Source organism: Chryseobacterium indologenes (assembly GCA_016025055.1).
GTDB lineage: Bacteria > Bacteroidota > Bacteroidia > Flavobacteriales > Weeksellaceae > Chryseobacterium > Chryseobacterium indologenes.
Window position 1 is genome coordinate 2,695,473 of the sequence record CP065590.1, and the last position, 16,902, is coordinate 2,712,374.

At 35.8% G+C, this 16,902-nt stretch carries 16 protein-coding genes, 1 tRNA gene and 1 pseudogene; 12 read left to right on the forward strand and 6 right to left on the reverse strand.

Annotated elements, in window-relative coordinates; translation table 11 throughout:
• Nucleotides 1–63: 63 nt before the first annotated feature.
• From H3Z85_12370 to H3Z85_12410, 9 genes and pseudogenes are all read left to right on the forward strand, one after another.
• Nucleotides 64–1,242 carry an RHS repeat-associated core domain-containing protein gene (locus H3Z85_12370; GenBank protein QPQ53888.1) on the forward strand — a complete coding sequence of 393 codons (1,179 nt, stop codon included), beginning with the start codon at nucleotides 64–66 and terminating at the stop codon, nucleotides 1,240–1,242.
• A gap of 2 nt (nucleotides 1,243–1,244) precedes the next feature.
• The gene (locus H3Z85_12375) at nucleotides 1,245–1,586 is read left to right on the forward strand and encodes a hypothetical protein (protein QPQ50312.1); all 342 of its coding nucleotides are present in this window, start codon (nucleotides 1,245–1,247) and stop codon (nucleotides 1,584–1,586) included.
• A 201-nt stretch (nucleotides 1,587–1,787) separates the two neighbouring features.
• Nucleotides 1,788–2,912 (forward strand): RHS repeat-associated core domain-containing protein, encoded by a 1,125-nt coding sequence (locus tag H3Z85_12380; GenBank protein ID QPQ53889.1) that lies wholly within the window; start codon nucleotides 1,788–1,790, stop codon nucleotides 2,910–2,912.
• Nucleotides 2,913–3,754: 842 nt separating this feature from the next.
• On the forward strand, nucleotides 3,755–4,873 hold the full coding sequence (locus H3Z85_12385) for an RHS repeat-associated core domain-containing protein (GenBank protein ID QPQ53890.1): 1,119 nt from the start codon (nucleotides 3,755–3,757) through the stop codon (nucleotides 4,871–4,873).
• The gene (locus H3Z85_12390) at nucleotides 4,864–5,577 is read left to right on the forward strand and encodes a barstar family protein (protein ID QPQ50313.1); all 714 of its coding nucleotides are present in this window, start codon (nucleotides 4,864–4,866) and stop codon (nucleotides 5,575–5,577) included. The genes H3Z85_12385 and H3Z85_12390 overlap by 10 nt, the downstream gene beginning before the upstream one ends.
• A 353-nt stretch (nucleotides 5,578–5,930) precedes the next feature.
• On the forward strand, nucleotides 5,931–6,224 hold the full coding sequence (locus tag H3Z85_12395) for a hypothetical protein (GenBank protein ID QPQ50314.1): 294 nt from the start codon (nucleotides 5,931–5,933) through the stop codon (nucleotides 6,222–6,224).
• A 147-nt stretch (nucleotides 6,225–6,371) separates the two neighbouring features.
• Nucleotides 6,372–7,135: pseudogene (map, locus tag H3Z85_12400) on the forward strand (type I methionyl aminopeptidase).
• A 278-nt stretch (nucleotides 7,136–7,413) separates the two neighbouring features.
• Nucleotides 7,414–8,946 carry a M20/M25/M40 family metallo-hydrolase gene (locus H3Z85_12405; protein ID QPQ50315.1) on the forward strand — a complete coding sequence of 511 codons (1,533 nt, stop codon included), beginning with the start codon at nucleotides 7,414–7,416 and terminating at the stop codon, nucleotides 8,944–8,946.
• Between the two features lie 285 nt (nucleotides 8,947–9,231).
• Nucleotides 9,232–9,927, forward strand: coding sequence for a hypothetical protein (locus H3Z85_12410; GenBank protein QPQ50316.1), 696 nt, complete (start codon nucleotides 9,232–9,234; stop codon nucleotides 9,925–9,927).
• A gap of 108 nt (nucleotides 9,928–10,035) precedes the next feature.
• On the opposite strand, the gene H3Z85_12415 is transcribed toward H3Z85_12410, so the two are convergent.
• From H3Z85_12415 to H3Z85_12425, 3 genes are all read right to left on the reverse strand, one after another.
• Complete coding sequence (locus H3Z85_12415) at nucleotides 10,036–10,845, reverse strand: DUF2490 domain-containing protein (GenBank protein ID QPQ50317.1); 810 nt, start codon at nucleotides 10,843–10,845, stop codon at nucleotides 10,036–10,038.
• Between the two features lie 602 nt (nucleotides 10,846–11,447).
• Nucleotides 11,448–11,534: transfer RNA gene (locus H3Z85_12420), tRNA-Ser, on the reverse strand.
• 45 nt (nucleotides 11,535–11,579) lie between these two features.
• Entirely contained in the window at nucleotides 11,580–12,608 is a 1,029-nt protein-coding gene (locus H3Z85_12425; protein QPQ50318.1) for an asparaginase, read from the reverse strand.
• Nucleotides 12,609–12,769: 161 nt separating this feature from the next.
• Between H3Z85_12425 and H3Z85_12430 the strand changes: the two genes are divergently transcribed.
• From H3Z85_12430 to H3Z85_12440, 3 genes are read left to right on the forward strand one after another with little or no spacing between them, the layout of a single operon-like run.
• Nucleotides 12,770–13,450: an RNA methyltransferase gene (locus H3Z85_12430; GenBank protein QPQ50319.1), complete on the forward strand. Its 681-nt coding sequence runs from the start codon at nucleotides 12,770–12,772 to the stop codon at nucleotides 13,448–13,450.
• A gap of 2 nt (nucleotides 13,451–13,452) precedes the next feature.
• Nucleotides 13,453–13,884, forward strand: a complete 432-nt coding sequence (locus tag H3Z85_12435) for a hypothetical protein (GenBank protein QPQ50320.1) — start codon at nucleotides 13,453–13,455, stop codon at nucleotides 13,882–13,884.
• Nucleotides 13,884–14,738 carry a hypothetical protein gene (locus tag H3Z85_12440; GenBank protein ID QPQ50321.1) on the forward strand — a complete coding sequence of 285 codons (855 nt, stop codon included), beginning with the start codon at nucleotides 13,884–13,886 and terminating at the stop codon, nucleotides 14,736–14,738. Before H3Z85_12435 ends, H3Z85_12440 begins: the two co-directional genes overlap by 1 nt.
• Here the strand turns inward: H3Z85_12440 and H3Z85_12445 are convergent.
• The 3 genes from H3Z85_12445 to tsaD are packed head-to-tail and all read right to left on the reverse strand — an operon-like array spanning nucleotide 14,735 to nucleotide 16,898.
• Nucleotides 14,735–15,430, reverse strand: coding sequence for a 16S rRNA (uracil(1498)-N(3))-methyltransferase (locus tag H3Z85_12445; protein QPQ50322.1), 696 nt, complete (start codon nucleotides 15,428–15,430; stop codon nucleotides 14,735–14,737). The two genes, H3Z85_12440 and H3Z85_12445, sit on opposite strands and share 4 nt — an antisense overlap.
• Nucleotides 15,431–15,474: 44 nt before the next feature.
• Nucleotides 15,475–15,885, reverse strand: a complete 411-nt coding sequence (locus H3Z85_12450) for a hypothetical protein (protein ID QPQ50323.1) — start codon at nucleotides 15,883–15,885, stop codon at nucleotides 15,475–15,477.
• Nucleotides 15,882–16,898, reverse strand: coding sequence for a tRNA (adenosine(37)-N6)-threonylcarbamoyltransferase complex transferase subunit TsaD (tsaD, locus tag H3Z85_12455; GenBank protein ID QPQ50324.1), 1,017 nt, complete (start codon nucleotides 16,896–16,898; stop codon nucleotides 15,882–15,884). The genes H3Z85_12450 and tsaD overlap by 4 nt, the downstream gene beginning before the upstream one ends.
• Between the last annotated feature and the right edge of the window lie 4 nt (nucleotides 16,899–16,902).

Sequence of the window (16,902 nt, forward strand, 5' to 3'; positions counted from 1 at the left end):
TGGGTTTACTATAAAAAACCGTTATATTTACCAAAGACCACCTTGACAGACAAGTAAAAGAGAATCTTTTACGCAGGCTGCGAACGCAGTTCAGTACGGGTAAGTTTCGCAAGAAACAGCGCACGCGCTCCTGAAATTACCGGAACCAACAACTATTATCCATTTGGGTTAAACCAAATTGGCGGAGGGAAATCTCCTTTTTCCAATTACCATGCGTATAAGTTCGGAGGTAAAGAACTTCAGGAAACAGGGATGTATGATTTTGGAGCAAGGATGTATATGCCAGATTTAGGAAGATGGGGCGTGATAGATCCATTGGCTGAAACGATGAGAAGATATTCTCCTTATAATTATGCCTTTAACAACCCGATAAGCTTTATAGATCCTGATGGAATGGCTCCCTTGAATCAATTTAGGATGATGTCAGATTCTCGTCCTGATGCAACTTCAGGTTGGACAAACCCCAATTGGTTGGGAAGAGGATCATACGGTAATATAGATTATGGAGAAACTTTAGCCCCTGGCGGCGGTGGCGGTGTTTATGAAACTGATTATGAAACTGTATATGAAGGAAGTTATGCAAGAGATGCTTTTTCAGATATGGTGTCGGGCAATCCTCCTCGGTCTAAGAATAAAAAGCCAAATTTTCTTCAAAAAATTGGAAACTTCTTTAATAAATTATTGGGTAATAATAAAGGCGTCGGTATTACAACATTTGCTGCTGGAGCACAGGTCAGTAGAATTGTTCAGATTGGAGAGTTAATTCAGTTAAATGCACAAGCTTTTTATAGTGCTAGTGGTACTTTAGCAACTCGTAGTATTTGGGCATTACCATTAATATTGAATGGGGATAGCTCTCATGCACGTGGTTATGATATACCTATTACAGGTACAACAGATGTACCGGCAGATGAGTCGGAACAGAGAATAACATTATACCGAGGGGTTTGTGTAGGGCACTATGATTATAAAAATGCTCTCAAAGGTATGGCAGTACCATTAGGAGGGCATAATGATCCTGACTCGCATAATTGGGGAGATACGGAAAGTGTTTTTACATCGTGGACAACTAATATAAATATTGCCCTTAAATTTGCAAATAAAAATGGGTCAGGAGGTGTACTTTTATCAAAAGATTTTCTAGTTCGTGAAACTATACCGAGCCCAGATACATATAATGAGCAAGAAATATTAATACAAGGAATTGTTACTGGAGCATTTCCTTTCATTCAAAAAAGATAAAAATGGAGACAACTAATATAGATCAAATATTAACTTTGTTTCGTGATAACTATAATAATCATCTATATTCAATCATTTATGAGTATTTAGATGGTTTAACAGTATTAAAATATATTTTAATAGATAAAAGCAAAGCTATTTCAATATATACATTACGAAGTGAAATAAATAGTTTTAATGATTCCAAAATTTCAGGTTATGATGAATTATTAAAGAATCTGCTAGATTATAATGATAAAAAAGTTATAATTAGTAATTTCAATTATAAAAATAATGATATAACTATTTTTATTAGTGATAAAATGGACAAAGTTTTGGGAATATTAAATCAAAAAACAAATTAATATCCTCCTACTGCTTCCAGTTGGCGCGAGCATCCTGCTCGTGTCCTTTCAATAAAAGTAAAAACCACTGCAACTGTAGTGGTTTTACTATAAGAAAAACCGTTATATTTAGCAAGCGAGTAAAAGTGAAGCTTTTACGAAGGCTGTGAACGTAGTCCAGTAAGGGTAAGTTTCGCGAGAAACAGCACAGGTGCTCCTGAAATTACCGGAACCAACAACTATTATCCATTTGGGTTAAACCACATTGGAGGAGGAAAATCTCCTTTTTCCAATTACCATGCGTATAAGTTCGGAGGTAAAGAGCTTCAGGAAACAGGGATGTATGACTTTGGAGCCAGGATGTATATGCCAGATTTAGGAAGATGGGGCGTGATAGATCCTATGGCAGAAGCTATGAGAAGGTATTCTCCCTACAATTATGCCTTCAATAATCCTATAAGCTTTATAGATCCTGATGGTATGAAACCTCGTCAATTTGCCATGCCTACGGATGCGAGACCTGATGCGCCTTCAGGCTGGATTAATCCTAACTGGTTAGGAAGAGGAGATGCTACTTTTGGATCTATAGAAACTGGATATGGAGGTAGTTACGGATTTGGCTCTTTATATCCACAATCAAATGGAACAGACGATAATGATTTGCTTAATGATATTATATCTATATGGGAAAAGAAATTAGGAAAAAAAATAGAAAGAAATAAAAATGGAGATTTTTATTGGTGGAAAGATTATAAAGATCCAGATCCAAAGGTAAAGGGCGTTGGGGAGCTTAATATTCTTAAAGTATTTAATAATAGTTTAATGGGAATGGTAAACAATGTAGAAGGAATGAGTAAAAACCTAATGCATTATCAGACAGAAGATTTTTTTAAGGATACGGAAAAGCATTTAAATGGACAATTAGGAAATGCTAATATCGTAATAGATGAATATAATAAATTATCCAATGTAAATAAAATAAATGCCTCGACATTTCTTTCGGCAGTTAGTGGTATTAGAGCAGGAAAGATTTTAAGATCAACCGAGGGATTTATGAAATCGGTAGGTAAAATTTCTAAAAGATTAGGCTATGTTGGTACTGCTTTAACTGCTGGGGTAACTTTATATGAGTTTGGAACTGATACTTGGGATGCCCATTCTATCATAAATCTAGGTTTATTAGGAGCCACTGCTGTAGCAACATTTGTAACGGCTCCTGCCATAGTTGCAGCTGCACCAGCTATTTTGGCTGGAATTGCAATATATGGTGTAGCAGATTATATGTTCGGTATTGGTGACCAATTAGATGAAAGTATTGGTAGAAAGTCTACAATATGGTACCCATAAATGATTTGAAAATGAAAGAATATAAATTAAATAATTTTTCAATAAAAAAACTATCACTATACACGGTTGTTTCTTTTATTATAATAATACTATTTACAGTTTTAACTTCTATTTACTTTAATCCTAAGATTTATCCGGCAATAGTACTTTTTATATTAAGTGTTATTAGTTTTGTTTTAATAAAAAAGAATTCTATGAATACTTACAATATATCTTTAGACAATAATTATATTTCTTTTAATAATAAAAAAATTGATTTATCACATATTAGTAATTATAGCTTTAGTGAAACTGAAAATTATTACGGATGTAGATTAGTTTTTAGTTCTTATAAAATTTTTTAAATATCCCTAAAAAAGAGACTAGTGATTATTTAGATTTTAAAAAACATTTTATTGAGATTATTAATTTGAAGAATAAAGATAGAATTAACAATCCAATTATTGAATATAATTGGTATAAGACGAAATCTTCTAGAATATATGGCTATTTTGTGATTAGTATAATGTTAACATGGCTTATGTTAATGATTATATTCCCCGGTAAATTGAATTTATCCAATATAGGATTGTTTTTAATTGTTACCGCTGGCTTAAGTCCTATAGTCTATAGAATTTTTGGTAATGATAGGTTTAAATGATTTTTTATTCTATCCTCTGGGGCGAGCATCTCGCTCATCCTTGAACAATGATAAAGCCACTGTTATCTCAGTGGTTTTCTTATAAAACAGCTATATTTACCATACAAAGACCACCTTTACAGACGAGTAAAAGAGAACCTTTTACTGCGAACGCAGTTCAGTACGGGTAAGTTTCGCAAGAAACAGCGCAGGTGCTCCTGAAATTACCGGAACCAACAACTATTATCCATTTGGGCTTAACCATATCGGAGGCGGAAATATTTCACCTTTCTCTAACTATCATTCTTATAAATTTGGAAGCAAAGAACTTCAGGAAACAGGGATGTATGATTTTGGAGCGAGGATGTATATGCCTGATCTGGGAAGATGGGGCGTGATAGATCCTATGGCGGAGATAATGAGACGCCATAGTCCTTATAACTATGCTTTCAATAACCCGATCAGTTTTATCGATCCTGATGGAATGGCTCCCTTGAACCAATTTAGGATGATGTCAGATTCTCGTCCTGATGCGACTTCCGGTTGGACAAACCCCAATTGGTTGGGAAGAGGATCATACGGTAATATAGATTATGGAGAAACTTTAGCACCTGGAGGTGGTGGAGGTGTTTATGAAACTGATTATGGAACTGTATATGAAGGAAGTTATGCGAGAGATGCTTTTTCAGATTTGGTGTCGGGCAACCCTCCTCGATCTAAAAATAATGGAAGTATTTGGAATAAAATAGGTGGCTTTTTTAGAGGATTGTTTGGGAGTGAAAAACGTGCAAAGGTTGAAGCTGGCCCTGCTGTTGAAATAACAGAATCACAATTTAAAATAGGTGATATAACAGGACTTTTATTACAAACCTTTTTGTTTGGAAATACAGATCCTTATTCAGCAATTGGAAATATGGGAGTAGGACCTTATGCTGAAGAAAGAGAAAATGTAGGGATAGTTGGTATGCTTTTTATTAATCCAGAGGCTGCTGCTGAGGGATTAGAAAGAAAGGCACTTTCAAGAGCTGCAATGTCAAAGATTTGGGGAGCGAGTTCTTTAAGAATTGATCCAGAGAACTTACCAAAAACTGTAACAAATGATTTCATTAATATCTTAGCAGGGAGAGGTAATCCGATAATGAGAAATGGAGTACAAGAAACAGTAAGACATAACGTTAAGTGGGCGGGAGCTTTAGAATGGAAAATAAAAGATATCCCTGGAAGTACATTAAATGGTAGTAGAATTATTCAACATCCAGATGGAAGATGGGGGGGTGTTTTTGATCACGATTATACTAAAATTATACAAATACCAACAAGTTCAGCAGTAAAATGGAAATAAAATTTTTATCAGAAGAAAAATCGTTATTGACAACGAAATATATAAAGCTCATTCGTAAAAAAGATTTTGACAAAATAGTTATTAAAAGAGATGATATTAAGGCTATCAATCTTCAATTTGGAGAAATTTCTAAGCAAGATATAATTATTAGAGTTTCTTTTAAAAGCCTTAAAGCTTTTAGAAACGATTATTTTTTTAATGTCTTAGATATCTTAATTAAAAACAGAGAAATTGTTTTAACAGGAACTCTTGACGATCCTTTATGGATATATAATCAGGGGTATATAGATAATTTTAAACTTCTCACTGATAAAAAAGAAAAAATAAAATGGTATGAATTAAGTGATAAACAAAAGTACTATTACTTAAGAGGTTGTTTCCTATTGAATGGAGTTAGAGAAACAATAGATAATATGAATCAGGTTATAGAAATTGACTTGTCAAAAGTTAGAACCGATTTGGATGTCTATTATGAAATTGGTAAAGCTTTCTTTAATTCATATGGATATTTTGGAACCGAAATAAATTCATTTATAGATTGTTTATGTAATATTGATGAATCAATGAAAAAAAGAGAAAAAATGCCGGTGTTAAAAATAAAGGGATATAAGAACTTTGAAAATTACTTTTCAAACAATATTTTATTTGATGACTTTTACCAAGAATTTGCTAAGAGTGGTTTTGAAATTACAAATTCAAAATAATGTTTCTGAATATCTAAGCCACACAAAATTTCTGACTTTGAGTGAGTAAATAATATATCTAATACAGTTTAGTTTGAGGTTTAGTTCAAAAAAAGTATATTATGAGATCTTGGAGGTGCAATCGTAAATTTTGCCAGAGATAGCCCTGCTGGCACGTGTGTCTTACGCGTGCTCTTAAATAAAAGTAAAAGCCACTGCATTGCAGTGGCTTTATTATAAGAAAACCGTTATATCTACCAGTATAAATACCATCTTGACAGACAAGTAAAAGAGAATCTTTTACGAAGACTGCGAACCTTGTTGCTGCACAAATCCTTTCATGGGGGCAGATGTACTAATAAAGAAAAATACAAATGGAAAAAACAATTGAAATTCAGAAAGAAGATATAAAAAAACTCTTATTGACTTTGGTGCAAAAATTAGAAAGGTCTGAGGTTTCTAAATTTTCTTTTACACAGGATCTATATTGGAATATTCCTGTTGACGAATCATTTAATGTGTATGAAGAGCCTAAACTTACGATCGGAAGCATCACAGAAGATTGGGAGTTTTTAGAAAAGATATTGGATAATGATAGGGAAGCTCTTAATTTTGATCTCTGTAAGGTATCTGCTATTCTCAAGCTAATAAGCGTTTCAACACTATAAAAGATCAAGAATATCTTACTTCCACTCTTTATCAACAGAACTTGTCAGACCAACCGGTCTCAAATACTAATCCCGTTGAATAGTGATTTTCTTTTTCCCTGTTTTAATTTCATAACTTTGTCAATATCAACAATCAAAATAAAGACAATGTCCATCACAAACGAATACGAACTGGCAGGAATGCAGAAAATAAGTGAAGCGGTAGCCTATACGTTACGGGAGATGACCCGATATGCCCAACCCGGTATGACGACAAAAGATCTCGATGAATATGGAGCCAGGATATTAGCAGACTTCGGAGCCAAATCGGCCCCTTATCTTACCTATGGATTTCCCGGCTGGACGTGCATCAGCGTAGATAACGAATTCTGTCACGGGATTCCCTCCGAAAAAGAATACTACAAGAAGGTGACCTGATCAATATTGATGTATCTGCAGAACTTGAGGGGTACTGGGCTGATAATGGCGGATCTTTTGTGCTGGGAGAAGACAAATATCAACACCAGAAACTGGTAGAGGCGTCCAAAGAAATTCTGCAAAAAGCCATCAATAATATAAAAGGCGGCGTGAAAATAGCTGACATCGGAGCTTTGATGGAAAATGAAGCCAGGAAAAGAGGCTATAAAGTTATCAAAAACCTCGGCGGGCACGGAGTGGGAAGAAGCTTACACGAAGAACCTGATGAACTGCTTAATTACAGGAACCGTTTCGATACCAGACGCTTCAGGAAAAACTCCGTAGTGGCCATTGAAACCTTTATCTCTACCGATTCAAATATTGCTGTAGAACTTAAAGACGGGTGGACCATGGTTGGAAATAAAGGAGGCTATATGGCTCAGCACGAACATACGATCATTGTTACCGACGAAGCTCCAGTCATCCTTACGCACATGAACGGAATTCTCAATTAATTGGGTTCAAAATAAATAAAAACCTTTTCGGAACCGGAAAGGTTTTGTCTTTTCGGTACTACTATGACGATCAGCTGTGATAATATTGTTTCACAGATGAATAGGACCGATGGTGCAACCTGAATTATACACAGAAAAGATTCTGCATAAAATCTCGTAAAGCAGCCTTTATTTTTGAGATGTATGTGAAATCATCGATACGGGCGGAGGCTAATGTTGTTAAAGAAGAAATACTTTCCTATATTTATAAGACCAAACTACACCACAAACCTATTGCTATGAAAAAATTTCTTTTAATTCTTCTGGGGATCATTGTTATCCTTGCTGCTATTGTTCTGGTTAAAACGTATACCTATCCTTTTAAGAAAAACAATACAGGAACAGGAGAAGGGTGGAAACCTGTAAAAAACGATTCAGCAGTCATGCACCTTTCGGGAGGAATAAAGATTCCTACAGTATCTACAGGAAGTTTGGGTGAATTTAATTATGAACCTTTTGCCCGGTTTAAAGAATATTTGAAAACATCTTACCCACTGGTATTTCAATATACAGAAAACGTTGAGGTCAATCAATATGGTCTTGTGTTCAGGCTGAAAGGCAGTAATCAGTCCTTAGAACCGATTCTTTTCCTTTCCCACATGGATGTAGTTCCTCCGGGAGATGCCGATATAAAAAATAAAGAAGAAAATATATTCCGCCCGGATGATCAACCTTCGGAGCCTGTTTCAACAGTAGCTGAAGATTGGGATTTTGCACCTTTTTCAGGCGTTGTGGCAAATGGGAGGATCTACGGAAGGGGAGCCATCGACATGAAAGGGATGCTTTTCTCTTTAATGGAATCCATGAATAGTTTGATTAAAAATAAGCAAATTCCGCAACGCGATATCTACCTTGCTTTTGGATTTGACGAAGAAGTAGGAGGACAAAAAGGAGCAATACAGATTGCTGATTATTTCAAGAAAAAAGGATTGAAATTCGATGCCGTATATGATGAAGGCGGATTGATAATGAGAAAAGGCAATGTAGCGGGAATAGATACTGATGTTGCGGTAGTAGGCTGTGCAGAAAAAGGCTTCCTTTCCGCAAAAATTAAAGTTAAAGGATTGGGAGGGCATTCATCCATGCCTCCTATGGAAAGCGCCATCGGAAAAGCAGCTGTCATCATGCAGCGCCTTGAGGATGATCAGATGAAACCGGAGATCACTCCGTTAATCAAAGAATTTTTTAATAATATCGGTGGTGAAATGCCATTTACAACAAGGCTTGCATTAGCCAATCAGTGGCTTTTAAAACCGTTACTGATCTCACAGTTAACCAAAAATAATACAACCAATGCTTTGGTAAGAACAACAACCGCTTTAACGATGATGAAGGGCAGCGACGGAACCAATGTTCTTTCTCCAGAGGTGGAATTTGTAGTCAATTTCAGACTTCTTCCCGGAAACAGTGTAAAGGATGTCAGAGATCATATTGCCAGAGCAACCAAGGGCTTTGAGGTGGAAGTTGAAGAAATTGATAATACCAGGGAAGCATCCGCCATATCCCCAACCAATACAAAAGCATTTAAACTAATAGAAGCAGGCGTCAGAGAAATACATCCGGGAGCAATTGTGACTCCTTATCTTACGATGGCAGGTACAGATGCAGGAAAGTATGAGATTGTCAGCAAAAATGTATACCGATTTATGCCCATCAAAATCAACAGTGCAGAACAGCAGAGTATCCACAGTACCAACGAATACCTCAGCATCGAAAACTACCTGAAAATGATCCACTACTTTGAATATGTAATGAAAAACTACGATAAATAGTTGAAAATTGAAAATTGAGAATTGAGAATTGAGAATTGAAAATGTGGGATAGAAGCATGGTACCTTTACCAATGAATTTTGTATTTGAAAAAAACATAATCGCCATTGCAGCATTGTATGTCTATCATCTATCCGTCTCTCATCTTTCCTCTTTATTCTTTATTCTTTATTCTTTTGCCCATTCTCTCCAATCATCTATTTTAAAAATTAATTTACACAAAAATATATTACGTCAAGTTTTGTCGCATTACAGATATAGCTTTGTCTCATCAAAATTACAGAGCTATGGAATTGCCATTTTACTTAAACTTTACAGACTTTGAAAGCAACTATTATCATAATCTTGAGAAATGGTTTGAAGAATATCATAACGCAAGCGAGATAGATTATCTTAAGGCACTTGCAGATTTGTACAGTCCGTACGTTTACTACAACTTTGCTGCGGATAAGTTGCAGGCAGATGCTTCCATTGAAATTAAAGACTGCTTCTTTCCCTACCACGAGAAGATCGGAATTTCTTTTTGTACCCATTGTGAAAAAGATACAATATCCGGAAAAAACCTGGACCACGTATTTGAGTTCAAAAATATTTCAATGATGGAATATGCTCAGCATATTTTAGATAAAATCAACAGGTATTGCTCAAAAAACAGATCTGCTTTACAGGGAAATAAAAGTATCCATGATTACATCAATCATTATGACAGTATCACTTCCGTAGAAGGAGTAGGCTATTGTATCAGCTACAACCGTCATCAGAAGGTGCTTCCTTTTTTGAAAGCGTATCTTCCTTATTACGGACAAACAGTGAATATGACAACCTATAAGGAATTTATTTTCTCCATCGTAGAAATCGCTGAGTTTATTGATAAGAAGTTGAAAACAGTTCGTGCTTTCGAACATACCATCTATGCGCAGTCGAAATCAGAGGCCAAATTCAATGTGCAGATGAGCCGACAGTTTTTAACATTATGCAATTAAACATTTACACATTTACACCATACATTCATACTTAATTATATTGATGGAAGATATTCTTCCGACAAAATCCCGGACAGCAATGACCGGGATTTTTGTATCATAGTAAAGTTAATAACTAGTTTTTTTATAAGGAATATTCCAGATCAGATCAGCAGCCACGTAATGTACACCTCCGTGATGAATGCTTTCACTTCCGCGGATCAGGTCATCCATATAGCCGATATCCACAGTAAAGGGAGAATGGGGGATACTAAACATATAATAGGCTGTAAGCCGCATTTCCCTATACCCAAAGGAGTTCCATTGGGCGTCCGGCTCATTCATATGGCTGATCGAAAACAGGGCTTCTGCACCCAAAGCCAGTTTCTGATTGTTTTTTGGTGATAAATTGTAGGTCAGCTGACTTTTGATACGGGTTCTCAATTGAAAATCTTCTTCAACCTGATGAAATCCTGCATCAAAAAATTTCCTGAATTCCTGTCTTACCGTGTTTTTTAATTTAAACCTTTTACCCAGGTCAAAGGTGTAGGCATATCGTCCGTAAATTCTGAATTCCTGTTCAGTACTTTCCTTTTCATAGGGTGCCTCACTCTCGTATTGCGGCTGTCGTCGATAGCTGATGGCATAGCTGTATTGCTGATGGGGAGCAAAAGAATGATAAAATTCGTGGTTTACTACAAAAATAGCCTGTTTTGAAAACAAATTATCATTGTCAGGGCTACTTTTGCGGCCTATTGCAATATAGCTCATCGTCGATTTTTTTCCCAGAGAATCCAGCTGGCGTTTTACTCCGAAAGCTGACCAGAAAGCAGTACTGGCATCCCCCAATCCGGGCGGGCTGATCTGTGCCTGCACAATACCGGTCATGAAACTTAATAAAAATAACCCGACGAAAAATTTCCTTATGCTTAATGTCATCAACAATTTTTTGAATAGTAGTAATAATAGCTGCGAAGCCGAAAATTCTGATACGAATTCCGGTGTGAAACAGCGGGAATGATTAGTGGATACAAAATTAGAGGCTTTATTCATGCAATGTTTATTCAAATTCTGATAATACTGTTTAAAAACATGACAAAATAAGCGACAGATTTAGGAAAGTTTTAGGAATAAGATTAAGGAAACAAAAACAGGAGGTTGAAATATTTTGCCGGTATGATGTTGAATGTAACATAAAGCTTGACATTTATTATTTCCATTGCGAGCAGGCACGGATTCAATAAAAAAATTGCAATCAAGCAAATGATGAAATCGACTTCATTGATTCTTTCTAAGCTTTATCAGCGACCTTGTCATTTCTTAGCTCCCGCATCAATAAGCAATGGCATCCTCCCTTTGCGTTTTGTAAAACTTCGGAATACAACTTAGACGTGTAAAAGACAGAACGTTTTTTCTCTTCAGATAAGCCAGCCTTTTCGTGTAGCCCCAACTTTTACACCTGATCCGTTTAAACGCATATTAAAAATAATCACAAAAAAATAAGCCTGCGCTAAAATCAGCACAGGCTTTGTTTTTCTTTGCAGAAAGGAAGGGATTCGAACCCTCGATACAGTTACCCGTATACTACCTTTCCAGGGTAGCTCCTTCAACCACTCGGACACCTTTCTTTTTGAGACTGCAAAAATAGAGTATTTTCTTGAATTTCCAAATTATTATTGCAATTTTTCACCAGTTATTTCTCCACAAAGGCTTTTGGTGAAGTTATCGGCGAAACTTCCGGTGTAATTTGGGTTGTCGATCAGGTGCATGGCTTTGGTTATCGCTGTTTCTGCAGTCATATCTCTTCCTGAGATTGCTCCGATTCTTGAGAAAATATTACTGTTTTCATATTTCCCAAAAGAAATACCACCTGATATACACTGGCTCACCACTACGATTTCAGTACCGTTATTTCTGATTTCCTGAAGTGTTTCCTGTGTCTTTTCACTGCTGAAAATCGTTCCGGAACCAAAAACCTGAAGAATAAGAACTTTCATTTTAGGAATCTCCCTGAAATGACTCAGATGCATTCCCGGGAAAATTCTCCAGAATAAAATATCTTCAGAAATATGTTCATCCACATGGAATTCTACCTTCGGGTCACAACGGAATAAGTTGTCTTTGATGATATTTAAATGAACACCCGATTGCCCCAAAATTGGGTAGTTCGGACTTGCATAAGCGTCAAAATACTCCGCAGAATATTTAAGGGTTCTGTTTCCTCTTAGGAGCTTATATTCAAAATAAATAGCGACCTCCTGAATGACTGCTTCATCATTTTCATAGAGACTGGCATAATACAGACTTGTCAGAAGATTTTCCTTTGCATCCGTTCTCAGGTCACCGATCGGAAGCTGTGAACCCGTCATGATGACAGGTTTTCTTAACCCTTTTAACATGAAACTCAGAGCTGATGCCGTATAAGACATCGTATCTGTGCCGTGCAGAATCAGGAATCCGTCATAATCATTATAATTCTTGTAAATATAATTAGCAATCACTCTCCATTCTTCCGGGCCCATATCTGAAGAATCCAGTGGTTTTGCAAAAGGATGTACGAAAACTTCACATTCCATCAGCTTCATTTCAGGCATCTTTTCAAATATATTTCCGAAATCAAAGGCACGGAGGCTTCCGGTTTCATAATCTTTTTCCATACCAATGGTTCCACCCGTATAGATAAGCAGGACTTTTCGTTTCATGTATTATTTTTAATTAAGAATTTCAACCCGGATAAGGTTCATAGTTCAAAATTACGTTAATTTGCAAAGATTTGAAAATGAATGAAACGCTTATCTTTGTATTTTACGAAAATAAGATGCTGGTAAAGACGTTATAATAGTCGCTTGAAAAAAATAACTGAATGCAGATGAAAGACTTAGCACAAACTTTTGAATATTTAAAACAATTTTTAACTGAAGAAAGACTCGCAAAAATTGAACATTTTTCGCAGGAAAGCTCCGATTTTGTACTTCCCGTGGTAGAAGATGTTTATCAGTTTCGAAATGCCGCAGCAATTGTGCGTTCTGTAGAGGCCTGCGGTTTTCATAAAGTGGTGGCCCTGCAGGAGGAATACAGTTTTGAACCGAATCTTCGTGTAACAAAAGGAGCCGATACGTGGGTAGAGGTCGAGAAACTTCCCCGCAATATGGAATCTTTCCAGAATATTAAAGACAGAGGGTACAAAATTGTAGCAGTTTCACTGGAAAAAAATGCTAAAATGTTACCGGAATATGAAATAACAGAACCCATAGCCTTAGTTTTTGGAACTGAAATGGAGGGCGTTTCGCAGGAAATTCTGGATTTTGCGGATGAGACACTTGCCATTCCGATGTATGGCTTTACCAGAAGTTTTAATGTTTCTGTAGCTGCTTCAATTTGTATGTATGAATTGAAACAAAAGCTTATCAACTCTGATATTGACTATAAGTTAGATGAAGAAAAGCTGTTAAGGATGAAAATTCTTTGGGCTACCAATTCCATTAAGAGCGGAAAGGAAATTTTAGCAAAATACCGGGCAGATCACAACATCATTAAACAATAAGAATGAAAAAGTATACTCTACATCTGTTCTTTTTTTCCATAATTGCTTCTTTTTTAAGTCTGATTATGCAAGAAAAGGGATATAAGGAAATATATCCGTTTGCTAGCTGGAAGCTATTTACAGTACCAAGCGGAGGAGAGAATTCAGTAGATAGGTATAAATTATACGGAATCAAAAATGGTGACACAATAAGAATTCTTAACAAGACCACAGCAAGTTATGAAGCTAATGATGAAGAGGGAATAGTGAATTTATATGGAGGGAAGATTGAAATGAATGACAACAAAGAAGAGAATATGAAGAAACTTTTTGTTTTTGTTAAAAATATAAGGCCCGAATTCGAAGAGTATCTGCTTTATAAAGAATCCTATAATCCCAAAGATATAGGTAAAGAAAGAACAAAAATTCACAAAAAACTTATTACTGTCTTATAATGAAATATTCTCAACTGACTGTATTTAACTATAAAATAGCTTACTATGCGATGAGGATAGTCGGATTATACTGGCTGCTATCTCAATATTATAGATTTTCCGAGTTGCAGGGTAGACCGAAGGAAATTTATGAACCTTTCTTTTTAGTGGAAAAAATTATATTTCCCGAATTTCCTGATATTTTATTATTTGGAGTGCTTTTAATAAGTTGTAGTTTGTTTATTATTATTTCTATTTTTAAACCGTCTTACATTCTCAATATTCTCATATTTTTACTGATGGCAGTCATCAATCTTCCTTTGTCTGCAAATTTTGGGCTTCATCATGATAATCATTTGGTTATTTTAGGATTTTTCTTAAGTATATTTTTGCTTCCAACATATCTTAAGGAAAATGATTATAAATTAATTCAGTATTTTTATTTAGGTCTTTTAATGACTTATACTTATGCAGGTGCCAGCAAGTTTTTAGGAACGGCTAAAAATATTATTAAGGGTACTGATAAAATGCTATGGATTAATAAAAATTCTGCAAAATTAAATTCCTATGATAATTATTGGGTAGCTGACTTAGATATACCCGTCTGGATGAAAGAGGTGTATGCCTATGAAAATCTTTGGGTTTTCCTCACAATGACAGGAATAAGCTTACAGCTTCTTTGTTTTCTTGGAGCTTTTAACAGAAAATTGCTTACATTTTTTATGCTGTTCATTGTAGTATTCCACCTGTACAATATCGTGTTCGTTCTTGCAGATTTCAGAAATGCTATCTTTTTTGTTTTAGCAGCGCTGTTTCCCTATCATCTGTTGATTCCGCTTTTTAGGCGAAACAGGAATCAAAAGATGAACCACTAAATCATTTTGTTATAATTCCATGCTGCAACGAAAATTCCGGCAGTTTCAGTTCTCAATCTCTGATTCCCCAGTGAAACAGCTTTGATATTATGCTGTGCCAGAAACGAAATTTCCTTTTCAGAAAAATCACCTTCAGGGCCGATTAAAAAGGTAACTTGCTCCATCACCGGAATATGGTTCAGGTCCGTTCTTTCCAGATTTTCATGACAGTGGGCCACAAAAGTGTTTTGAGGACTGGTATTTTTTAGAAAATCCGTGATTTTAGTCAAATCATTAATATTAGGAAAATGAAATCTCAAGCTTTGTTTTGAAGCGGAAATTGCTTGCTTTCTTAATTTATCAATATTAATATTTTTACGTTCCGTTTTCTCTGTCTGTAAAATCGTGATCTCAGAAATTCCCATTTCAACGGCTTTCTCTACAAAAAACTCGATACGGTCAATATTTTTCGTTGGAGCGATTGCAATATGAAGTTTCGGATTAAAATTTGGGAAGTCCGTTTTAATTGTATCCACTTCCATATTTGCTTTTTTGCCTTCAATCAAAAGCTTCCCGGATGCCAGACTTCCTTTTCCGTCGGTCACATGAATTTCTTCACCGTTTTTCATGCGGAGAACCTTTACAATATGCTGTTGCTCTTCGTCGTTGATTGTTACCTGACTTCCCTCAATTTCTCCGTAAAAAAGTTTCATATTCAAATATTTAGAATCTTCCTGAATTTATGTATAAGTGATTATTAAAAGTAAATTTCATTTTCGCTTAAAAATGCCACACCCGTCTTTATCGTCGTATAAATATCACCTTCGCAATCACGATAAGAGCACATATAGATTTCTTCTACCCAAAGATTATTCATGAAAATCATATTCAGATATTCATTTTTTCTTAAATTATTTTTAATCGATAGATAATCTCCTTCTTTCGGTTCATACGGAAAACTAAAAACATTCTCTGAGTTTATTTTCTCAAGAATTTCTTCCTTTATATTCTGGATGTACCCTGTTTCCGAACTTATCATTTGGAAATCTTCTTCTACAAATTCATGGGTAACTTCATTTTTACCAGTAATCGTTTCTAATACCCAATAATATTTTGAGTTTTTCTTAGAATGTGTTCCAAGTATTTTTTCTTCTAACAATATTTTCATAAATCATATTTTGCAGTGGCCGTAGTCCTTAAATCGGTAAATTCTCCTCTTTCAAACTTCAGTTGGGCAACCATAGCAATCATTGCCGCATTATCCGTGGTGTACTCAAATTTTGGGATGTAAATATTCCAGCCCAGTTTTTCACGGTTATTTTCCATTGCTTTTCTCAAGGCAGAATTCGCCGAAACACCACCGGCAATGGCAACTTCTTTAATGTTGAGCTCCTTAGCCGCTTTTTCAAGCTTATTCATTAAGATTTCAATGATACATTTCTGTACGGAAGCACAAAGATCATTAAGGTTTTCTTTGATGAAATCAGGATTTTTTCTCACTTCTTTCTGGATGAAATACAATACTGATGTTTTAATCCCGCTGAAAGAATAATCGTAATTTTCAAGCTTAGGTTTGTTAAACGTGAAGGCATCAGGATTTCCTTCTTTCGCCAGCCTATCAATAATAGGTCCTGCAGGATAATCAAGATCAAATATTTTACCTATTTTATCAAAAGCTTCACCCGCAGCATCATCGATCGTTTTACCGACAATTTCCATATCAAAATAGTCTTTTACGACGACGATCATGGTGTGTCCGCCGCTTACAGTAAGGCAAAGGAAAGGAAATGTGGGCGGCACAGGATTTGCATCCTCGATGAAATGGGCCAGAATATGGGCTTGAAGATGATTCACTTCAATAAGCGGTACATTAAGGCTCATAGCCAAAGACTTAGCAAATGATGTCCCTACAAGAAGTGATCCCAAAAGTCCGGGTCCACGTGTAAATCCTATAGCTGAAATTGCATTTTGTTGTATATTTGCTTTGGTAAAGGATTTTTCAACAACGGGGATAATGTTTTGTTGATGGGCTCGTGAAGCCAGTTCAGGGACTACACCACCATATTCTTTGTGGATAGCCTGATTTGCGGCAATATTCGAAAGAATAGAATTCCCCTTGATGATAGCTGCTGAGGTGTCGTCGCAAGACGATTCAATACCTAAAATTATAGAGTCGCTCATAATA

Coding starts and splice junctions, on each gene's coding strand:
- H3Z85_12375 (QPQ50312.1), top strand. CDS start 1,245: ATGGAGACAACTAATATAGATCAAATATTAACTTTGTTTCGTGATAAC.
- H3Z85_12390 (QPQ50313.1), top strand. CDS start 4,864: ATGGAAATAAAATTTTTATCAGAAGAAAAATCGTTATTGACAACGAAA.
- H3Z85_12395 (QPQ50314.1), top strand. CDS start 5,931: ATGGAAAAAACAATTGAAATTCAGAAAGAAGATATAAAAAAACTCTTA.
- H3Z85_12405 (QPQ50315.1), top strand. CDS start 7,414: ATGAAAAAATTTCTTTTAATTCTTCTGGGGATCATTGTTATCCTTGCT.
- H3Z85_12410 (QPQ50316.1), top strand. CDS start 9,232: ATGGAATTGCCATTTTACTTAAACTTTACAGACTTTGAAAGCAACTAT.
- H3Z85_12415 (QPQ50317.1), bottom strand. CDS start 10,845: ATGACATTAAGCATAAGGAAATTTTTCGTCGGGTTATTTTTATTAAGT.
- H3Z85_12425 (QPQ50318.1), bottom strand. CDS start 12,608: ATGAAACGAAAAGTCCTGCTTATCTATACGGGTGGAACCATTGGTATG.
- H3Z85_12430 (QPQ50319.1), top strand. CDS start 12,770: ATGCAGATGAAAGACTTAGCACAAACTTTTGAATATTTAAAACAATTT.
- H3Z85_12435 (QPQ50320.1), top strand. CDS start 13,453: ATGAAAAAGTATACTCTACATCTGTTCTTTTTTTCCATAATTGCTTCT.
- H3Z85_12440 (QPQ50321.1), top strand. CDS start 13,884: ATGAAATATTCTCAACTGACTGTATTTAACTATAAAATAGCTTACTAT.
- H3Z85_12445 (QPQ50322.1), bottom strand. CDS start 15,430: ATGAAACTTTTTTACGGAGAAATTGAGGGAAGTCAGGTAACAATCAAC.
- H3Z85_12450 (QPQ50323.1), bottom strand. CDS start 15,885: ATGAAAATATTGTTAGAAGAAAAAATACTTGGAACACATTCTAAGAAA.
- tsaD (QPQ50324.1), bottom strand. CDS start 16,898: ATGAGCGACTCTATAATTTTAGGTATTGAATCGTCTTGCGACGACACC.